General features: G+C 70.9%; 14 protein-coding genes and 1 pseudogene. 12 read left to right on the forward strand and 3 right to left on the reverse strand.

The features are described 5' to 3' along the window. Nucleotides 1-230: 230 nt before the first annotated feature. Nucleotides 231-932, forward strand: a complete 702-nt coding sequence (locus tag ACFVT2_RS26340; protein WP_390021854.1) for a ribonuclease HII — start codon at nucleotides 231-233, stop codon at nucleotides 930-932. A 67-nt stretch (nucleotides 933-999) separates the two neighbouring features. Next, nucleotides 1,000-1,650: a hypothetical protein gene (locus ACFVT2_RS26345; protein WP_390021855.1), complete on the forward strand. Its 651-nt coding sequence runs from the start codon at nucleotides 1,000-1,002 to the stop codon at nucleotides 1,648-1,650. A 350-nt stretch (nucleotides 1,651-2,000) separates the two neighbouring features. Here ACFVT2_RS26345 and ACFVT2_RS26350 read toward each other — a convergent pair. After that, a pseudogene (locus tag ACFVT2_RS26350) lies at nucleotides 2,001-2,579 on the reverse strand (hypothetical protein); the annotation flags it as partial. A gap of 263 nt (nucleotides 2,580-2,842) precedes the next feature. Continuing rightward, the gene (locus ACFVT2_RS26355) at nucleotides 2,843-5,008 is read right to left on the reverse strand and encodes a RecQ family ATP-dependent DNA helicase (RefSeq protein WP_390021856.1); all 2,166 of its coding nucleotides are present in this window, start codon (nucleotides 5,006-5,008) and stop codon (nucleotides 2,843-2,845) included. A gap of 125 nt (nucleotides 5,009-5,133) precedes the next feature. Between ACFVT2_RS26355 and ACFVT2_RS26360 the strand changes: the two genes are divergently transcribed. The 6 genes from ACFVT2_RS26360 (at nucleotide 5,134) to ACFVT2_RS26385 (ending at nucleotide 14,360) form a co-directional block, all read left to right on the forward strand. Beyond that, nucleotides 5,134-6,768: a DUF4192 domain-containing protein gene (locus ACFVT2_RS26360; RefSeq protein WP_390021858.1), complete on the forward strand. Its 1,635-nt coding sequence runs from the start codon at nucleotides 5,134-5,136 to the stop codon at nucleotides 6,766-6,768. Between the two features lie 165 nt (nucleotides 6,769-6,933). Further along, complete coding sequence (locus ACFVT2_RS26365; RefSeq protein ID WP_390021922.1) at nucleotides 6,934-8,979, forward strand: glycogen debranching N-terminal domain-containing protein; 2,046 nt, start codon at nucleotides 6,934-6,936, stop codon at nucleotides 8,977-8,979. 47 nt (nucleotides 8,980-9,026) lie between these two features. Further along, on the forward strand, nucleotides 9,027-9,797 hold the full coding sequence (locus ACFVT2_RS26370; RefSeq protein WP_390021859.1) for an NUDIX domain-containing protein: 771 nt from the start codon (nucleotides 9,027-9,029) through the stop codon (nucleotides 9,795-9,797). 682 nt (nucleotides 9,798-10,479) lie between these two features. Then, nucleotides 10,480-11,463: a FadR/GntR family transcriptional regulator gene (locus tag ACFVT2_RS26375; RefSeq protein ID WP_390021861.1), complete on the forward strand. Its 984-nt coding sequence runs from the start codon at nucleotides 10,480-10,482 to the stop codon at nucleotides 11,461-11,463. A gap of 401 nt (nucleotides 11,464-11,864) precedes the next feature. Further along, complete coding sequence (locus ACFVT2_RS26380; RefSeq protein ID WP_390021862.1) at nucleotides 11,865-13,415, forward strand: RNA polymerase sigma factor; 1,551 nt, start codon at nucleotides 11,865-11,867, stop codon at nucleotides 13,413-13,415. Between the two features lie 135 nt (nucleotides 13,416-13,550). Next, on the forward strand, nucleotides 13,551-14,360 hold the full coding sequence (locus tag ACFVT2_RS26385; RefSeq protein ID WP_390021864.1) for a serine protease: 810 nt from the start codon (nucleotides 13,551-13,553) through the stop codon (nucleotides 14,358-14,360). 121 nt (nucleotides 14,361-14,481) lie between these two features. On the opposite strand, the gene ACFVT2_RS26390 is transcribed toward ACFVT2_RS26385, so the two are convergent. Further along, a complete protein-coding gene (locus tag ACFVT2_RS26390; RefSeq protein ID WP_390021866.1) occupies nucleotides 14,482-14,712 on the reverse strand; it encodes a hypothetical protein in 231 nt (76 codons plus the stop codon). A 445-nt stretch (nucleotides 14,713-15,157) separates the two neighbouring features. Between ACFVT2_RS26390 and ACFVT2_RS26395 the strand changes: the two genes are divergently transcribed. The 4 genes from ACFVT2_RS26395 (at nucleotide 15,158) to ACFVT2_RS26410 (ending at nucleotide 19,805) form a co-directional block, all read left to right on the forward strand. Next, nucleotides 15,158-17,278 (forward strand): type IIA DNA topoisomerase subunit B, encoded by a 2,121-nt coding sequence (locus ACFVT2_RS26395; protein ID WP_390021867.1) that lies wholly within the window; start codon nucleotides 15,158-15,160, stop codon nucleotides 17,276-17,278. A 158-nt stretch (nucleotides 17,279-17,436) separates the two neighbouring features. Further along, a complete protein-coding gene (locus ACFVT2_RS26400; RefSeq protein WP_390021869.1) occupies nucleotides 17,437-17,925 on the forward strand; it encodes a DUF1453 domain-containing protein in 489 nt (162 codons plus the stop codon). A 30-nt stretch (nucleotides 17,926-17,955) separates the two neighbouring features. Beyond that, nucleotides 17,956-19,122: a sensor histidine kinase gene (locus tag ACFVT2_RS26405; protein WP_390021871.1), complete on the forward strand. Its 1,167-nt coding sequence runs from the start codon at nucleotides 17,956-17,958 to the stop codon at nucleotides 19,120-19,122. Beyond that, the gene (locus ACFVT2_RS26410) at nucleotides 19,119-19,805 is read left to right on the forward strand and encodes a response regulator (protein WP_390021872.1); all 687 of its coding nucleotides are present in this window, start codon (nucleotides 19,119-19,121) and stop codon (nucleotides 19,803-19,805) included. Before ACFVT2_RS26405 ends, ACFVT2_RS26410 begins: the two co-directional genes overlap by 4 nt. The last annotated feature ends 324 nt before the right edge of the window (nucleotides 19,806-20,129 follow it).

Here is a 20,129-nt window from a genome sequence, read left to right on the forward strand (position 1 = left end):
CACCACCCCCGCGCCGACCGCGAGCCCGTCCGCCCCGGGGCGCAACGGGCCGCGCCGGCCAGCGACTTCGAGCCCCGACGCCTGCCTCCCCGCGCCCGCCGGAGCCCCTGCGCCCGCCCGTGAACAACCGTTTCGGACCGCCGTACCGGGCCCTCCGCCGGCGCCCACGAACGCCGGCTTCGGATCCGATGCGGACGGCCGCGCCGAATAGGCGTAATCTGGCTGGCGCCATGCCGTACGAGCCCCCCACCCATACCGTCGAGCGATCACTGCGCGCCACCACGGGCGCCAAGATCGTCGTAGGGATCGACGAGGTCGGGCGCGGAGCCTGGGCCGGCCCGGTCAGTGTCTGCGCCGCCATCACAGGACTGCGCCGACCACCGGACGGACTCACTGATTCCAAGCTGCTGACCCCCAAGCGCCGCACCGAACTCTGCGAGGTGCTCACCACCTGGGTCACCTCGTACGCCCTCGGACACTCCTCCCCGGAGGAGATCGACACCCTGGGGATGACCGCGGCACTGCGGCTCGCCGCAGTACGTGCCCTGGAGGCGCTCCCGGTCCGGCCGGACGCGATCATCCTCGACGGCAAGCACGACTACCTGGGCGCGCCGTGGCGGGTCCGTACGGTCATCAAAGGCGACCAGTCCTGTATTTCGGTCGCCGCCGCGTCCGTGATCGCCAAGGTGCGGCGGGACGCCATGATGGCCGAACTCGGCCTGGAGTACGCCGACTTCGACTTCGCGACCAACGCCGGCTATCCCTCGCCGACCCACCGCACCGCCCTGGAGGAGCACGGTCCCACGCCGTACCACCGGGTGTCCTGGTCCTACATGGACGCCCTGCCCCGGTGGCGGCACCTCAAGAAGGTGCGCGTCACTCCCGAAGCAGCCGCTCTGGAAGCCGGTGGCCAACTCGGCTTCGACTTCTGAGCGGAGCGGGGCAGCAATTCGGTACCCACTGACATGTCCCGCACCTACGTTTGATAGACATCCCTTTATGCCTCTCATCCCCGAGGAGCCTCAGATTCACGAGAGTGTCCCGGGTCCCCGCGCAACTCCGGCCGCCGGCCGCACCGCGCCGACCCCCCGTCCCGTACCTGGTCCCGGTCCCCGCCCCGCCCCGCCGCGAGGCGCCCCCGCGTCCAGTGCCCGTCCGGGCAAGCCCGGACCCGCCGCCCCGTCGCGTGGGCCCGTCCCGGTCCCGCCGGCGCAGCGCACCGGCTCCCCGCAGCCTCCGGTCACCACGACCGGCACCGCCGCGGGCGCCCAACTCCAGCTGATCCCGGCACCCGCCGGCGGAGCCATCGACGCCGCCGACGAGGCCGTCGACCTGCTCCTGGACTCCGGCCGCGCGCCGGGCGAGATCCTGGTGCTGACCACCGGCGAGAACCACCCGTGGGCGTCCCACGAACTGTCCTTCGGTGAGGCGTCCTACTGGGCCCAGCACGACGCCGCCGACGACGTGTTCTACGCCGACGCCGGCGCCGAACGCGTCACCGAACGGCCCGTCGTGGTCGTCGCCGCCAACGGCGACGACCACGAGGTCACCGCGCGGGCGCTGCCCGCCGCGATGGCCCGTGCCGGAGCGCTGCTGATCGTCTGCGGCGACCCGGAGCGGATCAACGCGGTGCTCGGCGCGAACGCCTGACCGCCGCTGGCCCGGCGTGGCCCGCCGGCCCTCGCGGCCGGTCGGGCTCGTTGGCGCGCCCGGGCACGGGGCGCCAGCCGGGCCCGCCGCGGTCAGCGCGCCGCCCGGTGGCGGCGCGCTTCCGCCGCGCCACCACCAGCGCGCCGGGGTGATCCCCGGCCGCCGTTCCGCGACTGCTCGCCCGGTGCGACGCTCCGCGCCGACGAGGCGCGCTGCGAACCCGCCGGGCCCTGGCCGGGCGACCCCTCCGTAGCCCGCGAGTCCTGTGCGGGCACAGCCGACGAGGGCGTGACGTCCTCCGGGGCGGGCGCACCACCGGTGTCGCCCACAGCTCCGGCCCCGTCGGCCGCGCCGCGACGGGGGCCCACCCGCGCCGCGTCCGCGCTCCGGGGTTTCCCGGGAGCGGGCACCCGGGGCCGCCGCCCGCCCCGCCCCTCACCCAGTACCTGCCAGTGGTCCCGGGACAGCGCGATGAACGCCCCACAGCGGAGCCCGTGCAGGGTGCACGCGTCGCGCAGACCCCACATCCACGCGCCGTCCGCCTCCGTCCAACGGAGCTCGCCCTCCCGGCAGTGGAGCAGCACCGCCGTCCGAACCGGAACCCGCAACCGCAGATCGTGCGGGATGATCCGACGCAGCTGTGCGAGCAGCGCATTGCGGTAGGCCCAACCATCCGGAGCCGACGCCGGCCCCGTGAACGATGCGCTGGCAATGACCCGTTCCTGAGGGTCCAGCACCGCCACAATCACCGCCGACGGCCTCGGAAGATGACGGGTGTACAGGTCGGCGACGACCTCACGGGGATTGCGCAGGAGCGGGATTTCGGCCGACGCCCATTCCGCCGGTTCCAACAGCCGCCCCAGGCGAGCGGTGGAATCGGCGGCTTCGGGCAGCGGGTCCTGTGGGGGCCGGGCGAATCCGAAGGCCATCGTCCTCCCTTCGTCTACGCGTCCGCGCCGCGGGCCGCCGCCGGGCGCGCCGGTGCGCCACGGCATGACCCTGCCGGACCGCGAACGGCCGGATACCGGGAAGCACTTCCCATTCTCGCGGCTCGTACAGGCTTGCGGCAACGAGCAATTCCCCGCGCACGGCCGGAAATGCCCGGTGTACTGCTGCTATTCCTGCCCGCCGCACCCGCCTCCGATACCCAGGCGCTCCCTCCCATCTCTCCAGGCCCCGCCGTCGGAGCCGACTACCCCTGCACGGCGAGGACCAGCGGAAACACCCCGTCGGCCCCGGCTCTGCGCAGCAGCCGGGCGGCCACCGCCAGCGTCCAGCCGGTGTCGGCATAGTCATCCACCAGGAGCACCGGGCCGCCCGCCGACGCCAGCGCTCCGGCAAGCTCGGGCGGTACCACCAGCGTGCTGTGCAGGGCCCGCAGCCGTTGGGCGCTGTTGCTCCGCGGAACCCTCGCCCCGGGGCCGTCGTCCACCGAGGCCACCGTGCCCAGGAACGGCATCCGGCCCACCACCGCGATCCGTTCGGCGAGCGTCCGGATCAACTGCGGGCGGCTGTGCGAGCCGAGGCTGACGACACCCACCGGGCGCGCCGGGGCGTCCGGTGCACCCGAGGCCCAACCCCCGGGCCCCTTGGCCCAATCGGTGAGGACCGTCACCACCGCGGCCGCCACGTCGTCGGGCACCGGCCCGTCCGGCGCCTGCGGAGCGAGCATCGGCCGCAGGCGGTTGCCCCACCCGATGTCCGACAGTCGCCCCAACGCCCGGCCGGTCGCGGCAAGTTCACCCGTCGGGATCCGGCCCTTGAGGTCGACGCCGACGGCCGGCAGCCCCGTGGGCCACATCCGCCGCGGTTCCACCTCCACACCGGGGCGGCCCAGTTCACCACGGGCCGCGTCCAGCGTCGCGGCGGACACCTCGGCGGTGAACCGCGGCCCGGCGCAGTTGTCGCACCGGCCGCACGGGGCCGCCGCCTCGTCGTCCAACTGCCGCCGCAGAAACTCCATTCGGCAACCCGACGCCGCGGCGTACTCCCGCATCGCCTGCTGCTCGGCCTCCCGCTGCCGTGCCACCCACGCATAGCGCTCCGCGTCATACGCCCACGGCCGGCCCGTGGCCGTCCAGCCGCCCTTGACGCGCTGGACGGCCCCGTCCACATCGAGCACCTTGAGCATGGTCTCCAGGCGGGAGCGGCGCAGTTCGACCTGCGGCTCCAGCGCCGGCAGCGACACCGCCCGGCCCGCCGCCGCAAGCACGTCCAACGTCCGCCGCACCTGCTCCTCCGGTGGGAACGCCAGCGAGGCGAAGTACTTCCAGATCGCCTCGTCCTCCCGGCCCGGCAGCAGCAGCACCTCGGCATGCTCGACACCGCGTCCGGCCCGGCCCACCTGCTGGTAGTACGCGATCGGCGACGACGGCGAACCCAGGTGCACCACGAACCCCAGGTCGGGCTTGTCGAAGCCCATCCCCAGGGCGGACGTCGCCACCAGCGCCTTGACCCGGTTGGCGAGCAGATCCTCCTCCGCCTGCTGGCGGTCGGCGTTCTCCGTCTTGCCGGTGTACGAGGCGACCGTGTGCCCCCGGTGCCGCAGGAACGCGGTGACCTCCTCGGCGGCCGCGACGGTGAGGGTGTAGATGATCCCCGAGCCCGGCAGCTCGTCCAGATGGTCCGCGAGCCAGGCCAGCCGGTGCGCGGCATCGGGCAGCGGCAGCACGCCCAGGCTCAGGCTCTCCCGGTCCAATGGACCGCGTAGCACCAGCGCCTCGGCGGAGCCCTCGCCCGTCCCCAGCTGCTCGGCGACATCGGCCGTCACCCGGGCATTCGCGGTGGCGGTCGTGGCGAGTACCGGCACACCGGGCGGAAGATCGGCCAGCATCGTGCGCAGCCGCCGGTAGTCCGGCCGGAAATCATGGCCCCAGTCGGAGATGCAATGCGCCTCGTCCACCACCAGGAGCCCGGTGGCCGCCGCGAGCTTGGGCAGCACCTGATCACGAAAATCCGGGTTGTTGAGCCGCTCGGGGCTCACCAGCAGGACGTCCACCTCACCAGCCGCCACCTCGGCCTGGACGGTGTCCCACTCCTCGGTGTTGGCGGAGTTGATCGTGCGCGCCCGGATGCCGGCCCGCGCGGCCGCGTCGACCTGGTTGCGCATCAGCGCGAGCAGCGGCGAGACGATCACCGTCGGTCCGCTGCCGCGCTCCCGCAACAGCGCCGTCGCGACGAAATAGACCGCGGACTTGCCCCAGCCGGTGCGCTGCACGACCAGGGCACGGCGATGGTCGGCGACCAGCGCCTCGATCGCCCGCCACTGGTCCGCACGCAGCCGGGCGGTCCCGCCGGGATCCCCGACGAGACGGCTGAGGACGGCATCGGCCGCGGCACGCAGATCTTCGTTGCTCATGCCCCCATGCAACCCGATCCCACTGACAACGCGCGAACCCTCGCCTCGCGCTGTGGAAAACCGCGTCACTCAAGAGTTATCCACAGGGGTCGCGGAATGCTGCGCAACCGCGGGATCTTCGAGCCATGAATCCGCACAGCGAACCGCACGAGCCCCACATCGACGGCACCCACCCCGACGACATCGACGCCCACGACCCCAGTGGTGGGGAAGCCGGCACCTGCGCCCCCGGCAGCAGCAAGCCCGGCACCGGCGGCGATCCCGCACCCCCCACCACCGATTCCGTGCCCACCGCCACCCCCCGCCCCGGCCCGCCCCGACCGCCGACCCCCGACGACAACCCGCCCACCCCTTACGACCCGCCCAACCCGTCCCTCTCCTGCAGCGCCTACGCCGCGCCCATCGGCGCGGCCGACCCCGCCGTCTCCCACGCGCAGACCGGGGCCCGTTCGCCGGAATCCGCAGACCAGGACGCGAGCCGGCCCGCCGAGCCACAGGTCACCCTGCGCGGCTCCGCCGAACTCGCCGACGCACTGCCCTACCTCCTGGGCTTCTATCCGGACGACAGCGTCGTCATGGTCGCGCTCCACGGCGAGCGCGCCCGGTTCGGCGGCCGACTGCGGCTCGGCATCCCCACGGACCCGTCCCACTGGCCCGATGTCAGCGACCAACTCGCCGACTGCCTGGTCTCCGGCGCCCGCAAGAGCTCCGACCACCTCGTCGGCATCCTCGTCTTCCTCTGCCAGGAACCGACGCCGGGCGAGAGCGGCCGGGACGTCAAGGAGCGCCTGCGCCCCCTGGCCCAGCGGCTGCGTACCGCCTGCGGCTCCCTGGACGTGCCGGTCCTGGAGGCCCTGTGCATCTCCAACGGCCGCTACTGGTCATACTGCTGCCCCGACTACCGCTGCTGCCCCGCCGACGGCACGCCCCTGTGCCTCCCCGGAACGTCCGTGATGGCCGCGGCCGCCGCCTACGCCGGAATGCAGGTGCGCGGCTCGCTCAAGGAGATGGACGCCCGGTTGGCGCCCCGCACCGGACCACGCGGTGCCGACCAGGAGAAGGCGCTGGACGATGCGGCCGCGGAACTCCTGCCGCGGATGCTCCGACCGGACGGCGCCACCACCGTCCGCCAGGCCACCCTCGAACTGGCCACCGCGATGATCCACCGTTTCCGCCAGGACACCCCCTCCGGCAGCAACCGTGCCCGGGACGCCTGCGACGACGCGCTGATCACCGACGCTGAGGCAGCCACCCTCATCCTCGGCCTCCAGGACCGCACCACCCGAGACCGGGCCGCGGAATGGATGGACGGCCCCGACGCCGCGGCGGCCCTCCGGCTGTGGCGGGCCCTCGCCCGCCGCTGCACCGGTGGCTACACCGAACACGCGGCGGCGCCCCTGACCCTCGCCGGCTGGGTCTGCTGGTCCACAGCGGACGGCCCCTCCGCCCGCGTCGCCCTCAGCCGCGCCCTGACCGCCGATCCCGACTGCGTCTTCGCCCAGCTGCTGCACCGCGCCATCAACGAGGGCCTGGACCCTGAGCAGTTGCGCCGCTGCCTGCGCCAACAGCGCGAGGAGGCCGAGGCCGTCACAGACGGAGGCACGACGCCCCCAGCGGGCCAGCGGCGGCCGGTACCCCCACGCCCGGCAAACCCCGTCCGGCCCCGCGGGCCACGCGGGGGCACCGGCCCCGGTTCGCGTACGACCGGCGCGCCGGGCACCCGCCGGGCAGGACGGGGCGGTGACCGAAGCCGGCGATGACCACACGGGGCGAGGCACGGCCGGCGTGACCTGGGCGCCGGCCGCACCGTTCAGCTGGGTGGCGCAGGCCGTACGGAGCCCCGACCTCACCAGGGAGCGCAGAGCGTGCCAGGGATTGTCCCCACCACCCAGCCGGCCCACCGGCCCACCTCAGACCGGCGCACCATGCCGGCCCGGCTGCCCCAGCCCCAACCGGTCTATGCCGCGCTGGTCTGCACGGCCCTCCCCTCGATCGCCGTGTCGTCCACCACGGGGCAGCTGACCGGCCAGGGCCTGGACGGCTGCTACCGCGACGGCCGGCGGATCCTCGCCCGCTGCGAAGTACGCGCCGCGGGCGAGGAACCACTCGTCGTTCAGGGGCGGTTGATCGCCGCGGACCGTGCCCACTTCACCGGCGTGATCCGCAGAACGGGCGAGCGCGGGCCGGACCCGGAGATCCGGATGGAACGGCGGCGGTCCGCCGACGGCACCGAACGGATCACCTTCCACAGCAGCGCCACCCGATCCGTCCGACTGCCCGTCGAGATCTACCTGGGCACCGACCTGGCGAACCTCGGAGCCGTCGCCGTCGGCCTCCCCGGCCCCGAACTCCGCGCCGCCGTCCACGGATCGGGCCTCCGCTGGTCCGGGAGGGGGGCCCATGCCGTGGTGACCGCCACCCCCGCCCCCCAGGACGCCCTGGCCTCTGCGGGCCTGCTCCGCTGGGAACTTGAGCTGCCGCCCGGCGGTCGCCGCACCATCGAACTCCATCTCCGCTTGGAACACGGTGCGGGCGGCCTGCCGGCCCCGGCCGGGTGGGGCAGCGACACCTCCGTCCCCGGCCCGCGCACCGGGCCCGCCGGGCCCCGCACCCGCGGCGAGCGGCCGCCGCACTCCTGGTCCGCGGCCCGCCTGGAGTGTGACGACGCCCGAGCCGACGCCCTCATGGCCGGCAGCCTCGACGACCTGCACGGGCTGCTGATGCGCGACCCGGCCCTGCCCACGGACGTCTTCGTCGCCGGCGGCTTCCCCTGGCGGTGCGGCCTCGCACCCGCCGAGGCCCTGTGGACAGCCCGCATGCTGCTTCCTCTCGGTACTCGGCTCGTCGCCAGCACCCTGCGTACCCTCGCCCGCACCCAACAGGCCACCCCAGGGGGGGATTTCGGCCGAATTCCCGGTGCGCTCCGGGACGCCGGACCGCACGCCCCAGCCGGCTGCACCGGCATCGAAGCCACCCTCCTCTTTCCGGCCGTCCTCGCGGAGGCTCGCCGCTGGGGCCTGCCCGACCAGGAGACCGAGCGGCTGCTGCCCGCCGCCGAACGCTGCCTTCAATGGCTGCGCAGGGCCACCGACCCGCGCGGCGCGGACCACGGCGGCTACCTCCCCGACCCCGCACCCGACGGCCCCTACCGCTGCGAGACACAGGCCCACGCCCACCGTGCCGCGGTCCTCGGCGCCGACCTCCTGGACGCCTGTGGATCCTCCGGCGCCGCCGCGCTCCGTGACTGGGCGGTGGAGCTGCGCGCCCGCTTCCGCACCGACTTCTGGGTGGACGACCGCACCGGCGGCCGCCCCGCCGCCCTGCTCACCGGCGACGGTCGCCCGGTCCCGCACCTCGGTGCCACCGCCGCCCACCTTCTCGACACCGGCCTGCTCGGCGGCGGCACCTTCGCCCCGGGCCTCCTGGACGCGCCCCAGACCGACCAACTGTCCCGACTGCTCCGCAGCCCCACCATGGACTCCGGATGGGGCCTGCGCGGACTCGGCGCCAAGGAGAGCGGCTACAACCCCTTCGGCCACCGCAGTGGAGCGGTCCGCGTCCACGAAACCGCCGTCGCCGCCGCCGGACTGGCCGCGGCCGGCCACGAAGCCGCCGCCGGCGCCCTGACCAAGAGCCTCCTCGACGCCGCGGAGAGCTTCGGGCACCGCCTGCCGGAGATGTTCGCCGGGGAACAGCGCACCGCCGGCAACGTCCCCGTTCCGCACCCGGCGGCCTGCCGCCCCGCGGCCATCGCGGCGGCCGGCGCGGTGCAGATACTCATCGCCCTCGCAGGACTGCGCCCCGACGTTCCGGCCGGAACGGTCGTCGTCCGCCCGCTCGGCACCACCCCGCTCGGCGCGATGCAACTGACCGGACTGACCATCGCCGAGCAACCCTTCGCCGTACGGATCAGCCGCCTCGGGATGGGGATGGTCGAGGAAGCCGCGGATGGTCTGCAGCTGAGGGCGTGAAGGCCGCATGACCTGTTTATCGTCAGGCGGACGACTATGATCACGACATGCCTCCCTACGACCCGTCGGCCTTCCCGCCCTTCGCTGTCACCGTCGACCTGGTCGTGCTCACCGTGCGCCGCCACGCCCTGTGTGCGCTGGCCGTACGCCGTGGTGAGCCGCCGTTCCAGGGCCGCTGGGCCCTGCCCGGCGGATTCGTCCGCGCCGACGAGGACCTGGCGGAGGCGGCCGCCCGGGAACTCGTCGAGGAGACCGGCCTGCACGCCTACCCGCCGGAGGGCAGCCCGCCGCCCGCATACGGGGCGCACCTCGAACAGCTCGCCACCTACGGCGATCCCAAGCGCGACCCCCGCATGCGCGTGGTCAGCGTCGCGCACCTCGTCCTCGCCCCCGATCTGCCCGCCCCCCGGGCCGGCGGCGATGCCCACAGCGCCCGCTGGGCCCCCGTCGAAACCCTCCTGGACCAGGAGAACAACACCCACGCCCGCGAAGGCGACCTGACCGCCCCGCTCGCCTTCGACCACGCGCGCATCCTCGCCGACGGGGTGGAACGCGCTCGGTCGAAGATCGAATACTCCTCGCTCGCGACGGCCTTCTGCCCGCAGGAGTTCACCGTCGGCGAGCTGCGCCGCGTCTACGAGGCGGTCTGGGGCGTCGCCCTCGACCCCCGCAACTTCCACCGCAAGGTGACCGGCACCCCCGGATTCCTGGTCCCCACCGGCGGCACCACCACCCGCCAGGGCGGCCGCCCGGCCCAGCTCTTCCGCGCCGGCGGCGCGACCCTCCTCAACCCGCCGATGCTCCGCCCAGAGGTCTGACCCACCACCCGAGCCCCGCACGGGCCCGGCAACGCGGTACGGCAACAAAGCTCCCTCACTGCCACCGGAGCACACTGCCGGCGACCTCCCCACGGTGACCGGACGCGCACCGGCCACTGCTTCGCACCACGCTCTCGCCTGCCCGAGCTCTCGGTCCCCACACCGTCAACGAGCCGCCCCCGAACTCACCGTCCTCGGTGACCTCGCGCCCCAGCGCCCCCAGCGACCACGGCGTCCCCACCAGCACGGCGACCTCGGTTCCCACGGTGACTTCAGGGACTCCAGCACACCCCCGCCGCCGCCACCCGGCTCCCTTGGTAGCTCCCGACAACTCCCTTTCCTGCCGACCCAACTAACCGCCACACACCACAGCGAACGCAGTCCCGCACCGCACCACCCCCACCTTCCGCCCGATGCTCACCAGACGCCTTCCGGAAGCGATCAAGGTGTTCCGGTCATGACGCCGTCTGCACCCCAACCAGCGGGCAACGCAAGGGTGTTGCCACCATCTCCCTGGTCTGCGCTTATGTGTTCACCGTGCTAACGGGCTGGCGGCGCTGACCGGCCAAAACGCCCGCTTCCAGGCCCCGTTGTTGCGCCTGCTGTCCACAACTCGCCCCCGAAAGCGCATTTCTTTCCGATAAAGCGTCAATTGCGAGATAACGGGCGATCACCCTTTCGTGTGCTTTTCACCAAAGACCTCAAGGCCGTTCAGGGCGCCGCCGACAAAGGATGCGTGAGTACCCTTGCGCACACCATGATGACCGCGGCTCGCCCCGGCGACACCGGCCTCGCAGGCCCCGGCGAGCTTGACCGCTACCCCTACGCCAACGCCGCCAACGCGACCGGCCACGACCGCGCAGAGCGCGTCTCGTCGGTCTGGGAAAGTTCCGAGGCAGACATCGGTCGGGTCGGCCGGCGCGCGGCGGGCAGCCGCGGCCGTGGCCTCCACGGCCAACTCGTCCAGCAGCTCGGCCAGATGATCGTCTCCGGCGATCTCGGCGCCGACCGCCCGCTCGTCCCCGAGGAGATCGGCCAGCGCTTCGAGGTCTCCCGCACCGTCGTCCGCGAGTCACTGCGCGTCCTCGAAGCCAAGGGCCTGGTGAGCGCGCGCCCGAACGTGGGGACCCGGGTACGCCCGGTCAGTGACTGGAACCTCCTCGACCCCGACATCATCGAGTGGCGCGCCTACGGGCCGCAGCGCGACGACCAGCGTCGTGAGCTGTGCGAGCTGCGCTGGACGATCGAGCCGCTCGCCGCCCGGCTCGCCGCCGGCCACGCCCGCGAGGACATCCAGCAGCGGCTCGCGGACATGGTCGAGATCATGGGCCACTCCGCGGCCCAGGGCGACACCATGACGTTCGCCCGCGCGGACGCCGAGTTCCACACCCTGCTGCTCCAGCTCGCCGGCAACCGCATGCTCGAGCACCTCGCGGGCATCGTCGCCTCCGCCCTGCACGTCTCCGGCGGATCCGGCGGCGGCTGTGAGCGGCCGGTCGAGACATCCGTGGGCCAGCACATGCGGGTCGTCGACGCCATCGGTTCCGGTGACGCCACCGCCGCTGAAAGCGCGATGCGCCAGCTACTCGCCGCCCACACCGAGGCCAGCGGCCAGGGCACCGGTACGCCCGCCGACCACGTCGTCCCCGCGCCGCGCGAGCACTGAAGGCTCGTACCCGACCACGTGCGGACCGTGAGCACCGCGCGGACTCGTGCCCCGTGCGCCTCTGCCGAGCCCGCGCTGTACGCACCGAAGGAGCGCAAGATCGCCGGATCCGGGACGTCGACCGGATCCGGCGGAAGGTTTTGAGAGGATTGCATGGCATATGACGGGGAAGGGGTCGTTATGGGGTGTGACTCGGGCCACGCAGATTGGGCGTAACGCTCTCCGAGGAAGCGCGATGACGTAAGAGGTGATAGCCGAGGAGGGAATACGAGCGGCGTTTGTGGCGCTGTTCAACTCCCCGGTTGCCCCTGCGCCGTCGGTCCATCCCCACCGGCGGTCGTCGGCTCCGATCCACAGTGGACGGGGTCGGAAGCCGTTTCCATCGTTCCGAGAGGTTGTTCGTGTCGGCCAGCACATCCCGTACGCTCCCGCCGGAGATCGCCGAGTCCGAGTCTGTGATGGCGCTCATCGAGCGGGGAAAGGCAGATGGGCAGATCGCCGGCGATGACGTGCGTCGGGCCTTCGAGGCTGACCAGATTCCGCCAACCCAGTGGAAGAACGTTCTGCGCAGCCTCAACCAGATCCTCGACGAGGAGGGTGTGACGCTGATGGTCAGTGCCGCAGAGGCGCCCAAGCGCACCCGCAAGAGCGTCGCAGCGAAGAGTCCGGCGAAGCGCACCGCCACCAAGACCGTCGCGGCCAAGACCGCCACGGTGAAGAAGACCACCACCGCTTCGGCCGCCGCCCCCATGGGGGACCCGGCCGCCGGTGAGTCCGAGTCCGCGGCTGTCAAGAAGGCCGCGGCGAAGAAGACGACCGCCAAGAAGACGGTCGCGAAGAAGGCCACGGCCAAGAAGGCCACCGCCAAGAAGGCCGGGTCCAAGAAGGACGCCGACGACCTGCTCGACGAAGAGCTGACCGAGGAGACCCCGGCTCCCGGTAAGGGCGAGCCCGCCGACGCCGAGACCGCCGAGAACGCCGGCTTCGTGCTGTCGGACGAGGACGAGGACGACGCCCCCGCCCAGCAGGTCGCCGCGGCCGGCGCCACCGCCGACCCGGTCAAGGACTACCTCAAGCAGATCGGCAAGGTTCCGCTCCTCAATGCCGAGCAGGAGGTGGAGCTCGCCAAGCGTATTGAGGCCGGCCTGTTCGCCGAGGACAAGCTCGCCAACAGCGACAAGCTCGCGCCGAAGCTCAAGCGCGAGCTGGAGATCATCGCCGAGGACGGCCGCCGAGCGAAGAACCACCTCCTGGAGGCCAACCTCCGTCTGGTCGTCTCCCTGGCCAAGCGGTACACCGGCCGCGGCATGCTCTTCCTGGACCTCATCCAGGAGGGCAACCTCGGTCTGATCCGCGCGGTCGAGAAGTTCGACTACACCAAGGGCTACAAGTTCTCGACCTACGCGACGTGGTGGATCCGCCAGGCCATCACCCGCGCCATGGCCGACCAGGCCCGAACGATCCGTATCCCCGTCCACATGGTCGAGGTCATCAACAAGCTGGCCCGCGTCCAGCGCCAGATGCTCCAGGACCTGGGCCGCGAGCCCACTCCGGAGGAGTTGGCCAAGGAACTCGACATGACCCCCGAGAAGGTCATCGAGGTCCAGAAGTACGGCCGCGAGCCGATCTCCCTGCACACCCCGCTGGGCGAGGACGGCGACAGCGAGTTCGGTGACCTGATCGAGGACTCCGAGGCGGTCGTCCCGGCCGACGCGGTCAGCTTCACGCTCCTGCAGGAGCAGCTGCACTCGGTGCTGGACACCCTCTCCGAGCGCGAGGCCGGCGTGGTGTCCATGAGGTTCGGTCTTACGGACGGTCAGCCCAAGACGCTCGACGAGATCGGCAAGGTCTACGGCGTCACCCGTGAGCGGATCCGCCAGATCGAGTCCAAGACCATGTCGAAGCTGCGTCACCCGTCGCGCTCCCAGGTGCTGCGGGACTACCTCGACTAGCCGAACAGCTCCGAATGTGCCGCGAGCCCGGCCCTCCACCTCTGTGGGGGCCGGGCTCGCGGCCGTCCGGGTGCGGGGCGCCCCCGTTTGGGTCACTCTGGGTGGGTGACCGCTGTCCCAGAGTCAGGAGTCCGTATGCGCCCGACCATACGCGCCGCCCTCGGGGCCCTTGCGTTGATTCTCGCTGTGCCGGCCTCTGCGGCCGCGGATGGTTCGGTGGTCGGGGGAAAGCCCGTTCGTCTCTCGCAGAGCCCCTGGGCGGTCGCCCTGGCTTCGCATCAGCGGTTCGGGGACCAGCGCTCCGGGCAGTTCTGCGGCGGCGTACTGGTCGGACATGCGACGGTGGTGACGGCCGCGCACTGCCTGGGCCGGGAAGTCCTGGGACTGCCTTGGCAGGAGGTGAAGGACCTGCGGGTCGTCGTCGGACGCAACAACCTCACTGGCAAGGGTGGCCATGAGATCAAGGTCGCCAAGGTGTGGGTCAATCCGCACTACAACAGTTGGACCAATGAGGACGACATGGCGGTTGTCACCCTGCAGGAGAGCGTCCCGAACCAGCCGATTCGGATAGCCCACCCGAACGACAGCGTCTACGAGCCGGGCAACGCCGCCACGGTCTACGGGTGGGGTGACATGACAGGTGACGGTAGCTATGCGTCGCGACTGCGGTCTGCCAGGGTGAACGTCCTGCGTGACGCGGTGTGTGCGCAGGCTTACCCGGGCAGCGCCGATGGTGTGTACAACGCCGCCTCGATGCTCTGCGCAGGGGAGCCGAAGGGTGGGCGGGACGCCTGCCAGGGGGACAGCGGAGGGCCGCTGGTGGTGCGCGGCCGGCTGGTGGGGCTGGTGTCGTGGGGGACCGGCTGCGGGCGCGCGGGCAGCCCCGGGGTCTATACGCGGGCGTCCGCGCTGCTTCCGGCGGTGCTCATGCACGGCGCCGGCTGAACGGCGCCGAAGCAGCGGTATGAGTCGGAGCGTACGAGTACGGGCGGCCTCCCCGGTGGTGCCGGAAGACCGCCCGCCGCACGGCACTGGGCCGCTACTCGCTCGTCGTGGATGCGAAGTGTCAGCGTTCCTCGTTGGACGCAGACTTCGAAGTGGTGGTGAGCCGCTCCGTCTCGTCCTGTATTTCCGCGGCGATCTTCTTGAGTTCTGGCTCGAACTTGCGGCCGTGGTGGGCGCAGAAGAGCAGTTCTCCGCCGGACATCAGGACGACGCGCAGGTATGCCTGGGCGCCGCAGCGGTCGCACCGGTCAGCGGCCGTCAGCGGGCTCGCGGGTGTCAGAACAGTAGTCACGTCGCCTCTTCTCTAGCTCGACGAGCTGTCGTACCAGGGTCAACATCCAACCAGGCCGAAAACGTTCCCGCTCGTGCCTTTTCCTCGAAAAATTTCTTTCGAGGGGGCCGGGTGCTGCCGGGTGGCGGCGAATGAGCCGTATTGCGTGGTGGTCTGATTCACGTTGGTTGCTGAAGTCTGCCCTCCCGGCTGGCTTGCCGGTTGTTGATGAGGACGTGCCCGGAGCCTAAATGGTTCATGCCTCGAAGGGAACGTGATGTGCACGTCACTCGGACGTCACCCCATCGAGGGATCGAACGTACGAGCGAAATTCTACTACCATGGTCACGCTCACGGGTGGCGTCACATCGGCTCTACTAGGCCTCGGTACCCTCTCACCGGCGACACCGCCACAACCGAGTCCGCGGAATGCGGACTGTCAGAAATTCAGCGAGGAGCGAACCGCGTGACCGCCGAGATGTCCGTGCCGTCCACCGCAGTGCTGACCGGGGCAGACCGGGACGGTTCCAACTACACCGCGCGGCACCTGCTCGTCCTCGAGGGCCTGGAAGCCGTCCGGAAGCGTCCTGGCATGTACATCGGCTCGACGGACAGTCGCGGCCTGATGCACTGCCTGTGGGAAATCATCGACAATTCCGTCGACGAGGCGCTCGGCGGCTACTGCGACCACATCGAGGTGATCCTCCACGACGACGGGTCCGTGGAGGTCCAGGACAACGGCCGCGGCATCCCCGTCGACGTCGAGCCCAAGACCGGGCTAAGCGGCGTCGAGGTCGTGATGACCAAACTGCACGCCGGCGGAAAGTTCGGCGGTGGCTCGTACGCCGCCTCCGGTGGTCTGCACGGCGTCGGAGCCTCGGTCGTCAACGCGCTCTCCGCGCGGTTGGACGTCGAGGTCGACCGCAACAGCAAGACGCACGCGATCAGCTTCCGCCGCGGCGTTCCCGGTGCCTTCGCCAAAGCCGGCCCGGACGCCCCCTTCGAGCCTGCGAACGGGCTGCACAAGGGCAAGCGCATCCCCAAGACCAAGACCGGCACCCGGGTTCGCTACTGGGCCGACCGGCAGATCTTCCTCAAGGACGCCAAGCTCACCCTGGAGACGCTGCACGCCCGCGCCCGCCAGACCGCCTTCCTGGTGCCGGGCCTGACCATCATCGTCCGGGACGAGCGTGGCATCGACGGCGCCGGGAAGACGGAAGAGACGTTCCGCTACGACGGCGGCATCAGCGAGTTCTGCGAGTACCTCGCCCAGGACAAGGCGGTCTGCGACGTCCTGCGGCTGACCGGCCAGGGCACTTTCAAGGAGACCGTGCCGGTCCTCGACGAGCGCGGCCACATGACACCCACCGAAGTCACGCGTGAACTGGGCGTCGACATCGCCCTTCGGTGGGGCACCGGCTATGACGCGACGATCAAGTCGTTCGTCAACATCATCGCCACCCCCAAGGGCGGCACCCACCTCGCCGGTTTCGAGCGCTCGGTGGCCAAGACCGTCAATGAGGCACTGCGCTCCAGCAAGCTGCTGCGCGTCGCCGAGGACGACGTCGTCAAGGACGACGCGATAGAGGGCCTTACCGCCGTCGTCACGGTCCGGCTCGCGGAGCCGCAGTTCGAGGGCCAGACCAAGGAGGTGCTCGGCACCTCCGCAGCGTCCCGGATCGTCGCCCAGGTGGTCAGCAAGGAACTCAAGGCGTTCCTGACCTCCACCAAGAGGGATGCCAAGCAGCAGGCGCGTTCTGTTCTGGAGAAGGTCGTCGCGGCGGCCCGTACGCGCATCGCCGCCCGCCAGCACAAGGAGGCCCAGCGTCGGAAGACGGCGCTGGAGTCCTCGTCGCTGCCGGCCAAGCTGGCCGACTGCCGCAGCGATGACGTCGACCGCAGCGAGCTGTTCATCGTCGAGGGGGACTCGGCGCTGGGTACCGCCAAGCTGGCGCGGAATTCGGAGTTCCAGGCGCTGCTGCCGATCCGCGGCAAGATCCTCAATGTCCAGAAGTCGTCGGTCTCGGACATGCTGAAGAATGCCGAGTGCGGCGCCATCATCCAGGTCATAGGGGCCGGATCCGGCCGCACCTTCGACATCGACGCCGCCCGTTACGGCAAGGTCATCTTCCTCGCCGACGCGGACGTCGACGGCGCTCACATCCGCTGTCTGCTGCTGACGCTGTTCCAGCGCTACATGCGGCCGATGGTCGAACAGGGCCGGGTCTTCTCCGCCGTCCCGCCGCTGCACCGCGTCGAGCTGACCAACCCCAAAAAGGGCCAGGAAAAGTACATCTACACGTACTCGGACAACGAGCTGCGGCAGACCCTCCTGGAGCTCCAGCGCAAGAACGTCCGCTACAAGGACAGCATCCAGCGCTACAAGGGCCTCGGTGAGATGGACGCCGACCAGCTCGCCGAAACGACCATGGACCCGCGCCACCGCACCCTGCGTCGGATCAACATCAGCGACCTCGAAGCTGCCGAGAAGGCCTTCGACCTCTTGATGGGTAACGAAGTCGCTCCCCGTAAGGAGTTCATCACCAACTCCGCCGCCACTCTGGATCGTTCACGCATCGACACCTGAGTCGTTCGCAGCTCGGTACGGGCGTCCCTCCACCTGTGGGTGGAGAGACGCCCGTCGTCTTTTCCACCCGCGTCCCACCCTGGCTCCGATCCGGGCGACGGGTCCCTCTCCGTAGCGTCGGGAGTGTCGAAAATCCCCGTCCAACGGAGGCTCAGGCCATGAGCGGCTTGCTCAACATCGCTGTGCTCATCGCGGTAGTCGCGATCGTCTTCGCGCGGCAGTTCACGGCGCAGCGCATCACATCAGCAGGCAGGAAGTGGTGGCTGATGCCGGTCGTCCTGGTCTTCATGGCGCTGCGGCAGCCCGGCCTCCTGGACCCCGTCCATTACGCCGCCTCCGTGGCCCTGCTGGTCGTGACGCTCCTCATCGGACTGGCCAGCGGTGCGGCATGGGCGTGGACGACACGTATTTGGACAGACGAGAACGGCGCGGTCTGGACCAAGGGAACCTGGGCGGCAGCAGGAGTGTGGCTCTGCGGTATGGCCCTGCGCCTGGGCCTCATGGGCATAGCCGCTGTCCTGGGCGTCCACCAGGGCAGCCAGGCGACCCTGCTGTCCGTAGCGGCGATGCTGCTCACCCGCGCAGGTGTGACCACGTGGCGGGCCCAGGGGCTGCAGCAGACGTACCGTGTCCGTGTTGCGGGCTGAGACCTGCGCCACGCACCGAAAGGACCCGACGTGCCGCCGAATGCCTGGACGAGATGGCCGCTGCGGGAGTCACTCGCGAATGAGGGCCTGAGCGAAACTCGTCTGTGGATCGGCCGCGGTATCCGCATCATGGTGGTCGCCGGCCTGCTATGGGCCACCTTCGGGGCAGGGACCTTCAGCGGTTGGGGACTGGCCGTAGCGGCCGCCGGAATGGCCATCACTGTGCTGGCGTTCCGGGGCTTTTTCCACATGACACTGGAGCGACGGATCTGGCCTTCCATCGGGCTGTTCGTCGTACTGGAGGCTGCCGCCTTCGGCTTCTTTCTGGTCGGCGCCCGCTTGCCGGCGACCGTCCTGTGGTGCGCATGCGCCATGACGGCGATGGAACGACTGCCCCTTAGAGCCGCGGCGCCATGCTCTGCCATTGCACTGGGTGCGTTCGCCGCGGTGAACAACGACAACTGGCTGACCACCGCCGTGACTGCCGCGGGCCTGGCCCTGGCCGGCTATGTCGTACGCCTGGACGCGGAGGCACGCGGCAACGCCCAGCGGCTACTGGCCCAGGAGCGCGCGGCCCGCAAGGCCGAAGCCGAAACTGCGGCGTTCGCCGAACGAGGCCGCATCGCGCGCGAGATCCACGACATCCTCGCGCACAGCCTGAGTGCCCAGTTGGTGCATTTGGAGGCGGCTCGGCAGCTGATCCAGCGCAGCACCGATCTGGAGGCGGACCGTGAACAACTGCTGGAGCGGGTGGTGGCCTGCCGTGGAATGGCGCGAGAAGGGCTTGACGGCACGCGTGAGGCCCTTTCCGCGTTGCGTGGCGAGATGGCCCCGATCGAGGACTTCCTGCGCCGCCTGACGGCTGCTGAGGGCGTGCAGCTGGAAGTCGTGGGTGAGCAGCGCGCGCTGTCCGCGGAGGCGGGGCTTACGGTCCGAAGGGTCGCACAGGAGGCGCTGACGAACGCGCGCAAGCACGCACCGGGTGCCCAGGTACGTGTACGACTGGAGTACGCCGACGACAACGTGGGGCTGGTGGTGCGTGACTCCGGTGGGCGCGGTAAGCCGGGTGAGCTCGCACAGAGCGGTTCCGGGTACGGTCTTCTCGGGATGCGGGAGCGCGCCGAACTCCTCGGTGGAACGCTGGAGTCCGGCCCCGATGAGGAGGGTTTCGTGGTGCGGTTGCGGGTGCCCGCGTGACGGCGCGTACGACGGCGCGCGTGGTCGTGGCCGATGACCAGACGGTGGTGCGCGAAGGAATCGTGATGCTGCTGGGGCTGCTACCGGGCATCGAGGTTGTCGGTTCGGCGGCTGATGGGGACGAGGCCGTCCGGATGGTTGCCGAACTCGCCCCTGACGTCGTCCTGATGGACCTTCGGATGCCGCGCTGCGATGGTGTTGAGGCCACCCGTCGTATCCGTGCGGACCACCCCGGCACCCAGGTCGTGGTGCTCACCACCTACGCCGATGACGACTCGCTCTTTCCTGCCCTGCAGGCCGGCGCTCGCGGGTACCTCACCAAGGACGCGGACGGGGACGAGATCGTCCGCGCCATTGACGACGTGCTCTCGGGTGAGGCCGGACTGTCACCGAAGATCCAGCGGCGTCTGCTGGAGCGCATCGCTGAGCCCGCACGAAGCCGTCCCCAACCCCCCGACGAGCCGCCGGACGGGCTCACGGCGAGGGAGGTTGAGGTCCTACGTCTCGTTGCGGAAGGGCAGACCAATCCGGAGATCGCCCGTACGCTGCACGTCTCCACAGCGACGGTGAAGACCCACATCAACAATCTCTTCGCCAAGGCGGGACTGCGCGACCGGGCCCAGGCGATCCACTACGCCTACCGGCACGGCCTCGCGGACCCTCCAGGCACGTCTGCACCGTAATCCGACGGGGCGAGGTGCTTGCCCCCGGTTAGCAGGTGTCGTTGGTGTTGGCAGTTCGGTGGTTCTGACTTGAGCGTCGTGTTGGAGGCGCTCCGAGGGCATGGACGCGGAGCGGCGTCCTCCCTTGAGGGCTCGACGGGTCGGGACTCTTTGAAGCGATGGTGAACCCGTGCCGGGGTCGGCGGTGGAGTTATCCACAGGCTCTGCGGTTGCGGATTGGGCGTGCGTAGTCTCGCAGGGTCAGGTCTGCGAGTCGGGGTCGGTCTCTTGCCCGTTGGTGGCGTTGAGGAGTGCCGCGCTGAGACGGGCGAGAGTGTCGGCAGG

The organism is Streptomyces sp. NPDC058000 (genome assembly GCF_042886435.1).
GTDB lineage: Bacteria > Actinomycetota > Actinomycetes > Streptomycetales > Streptomycetaceae > Streptomyces.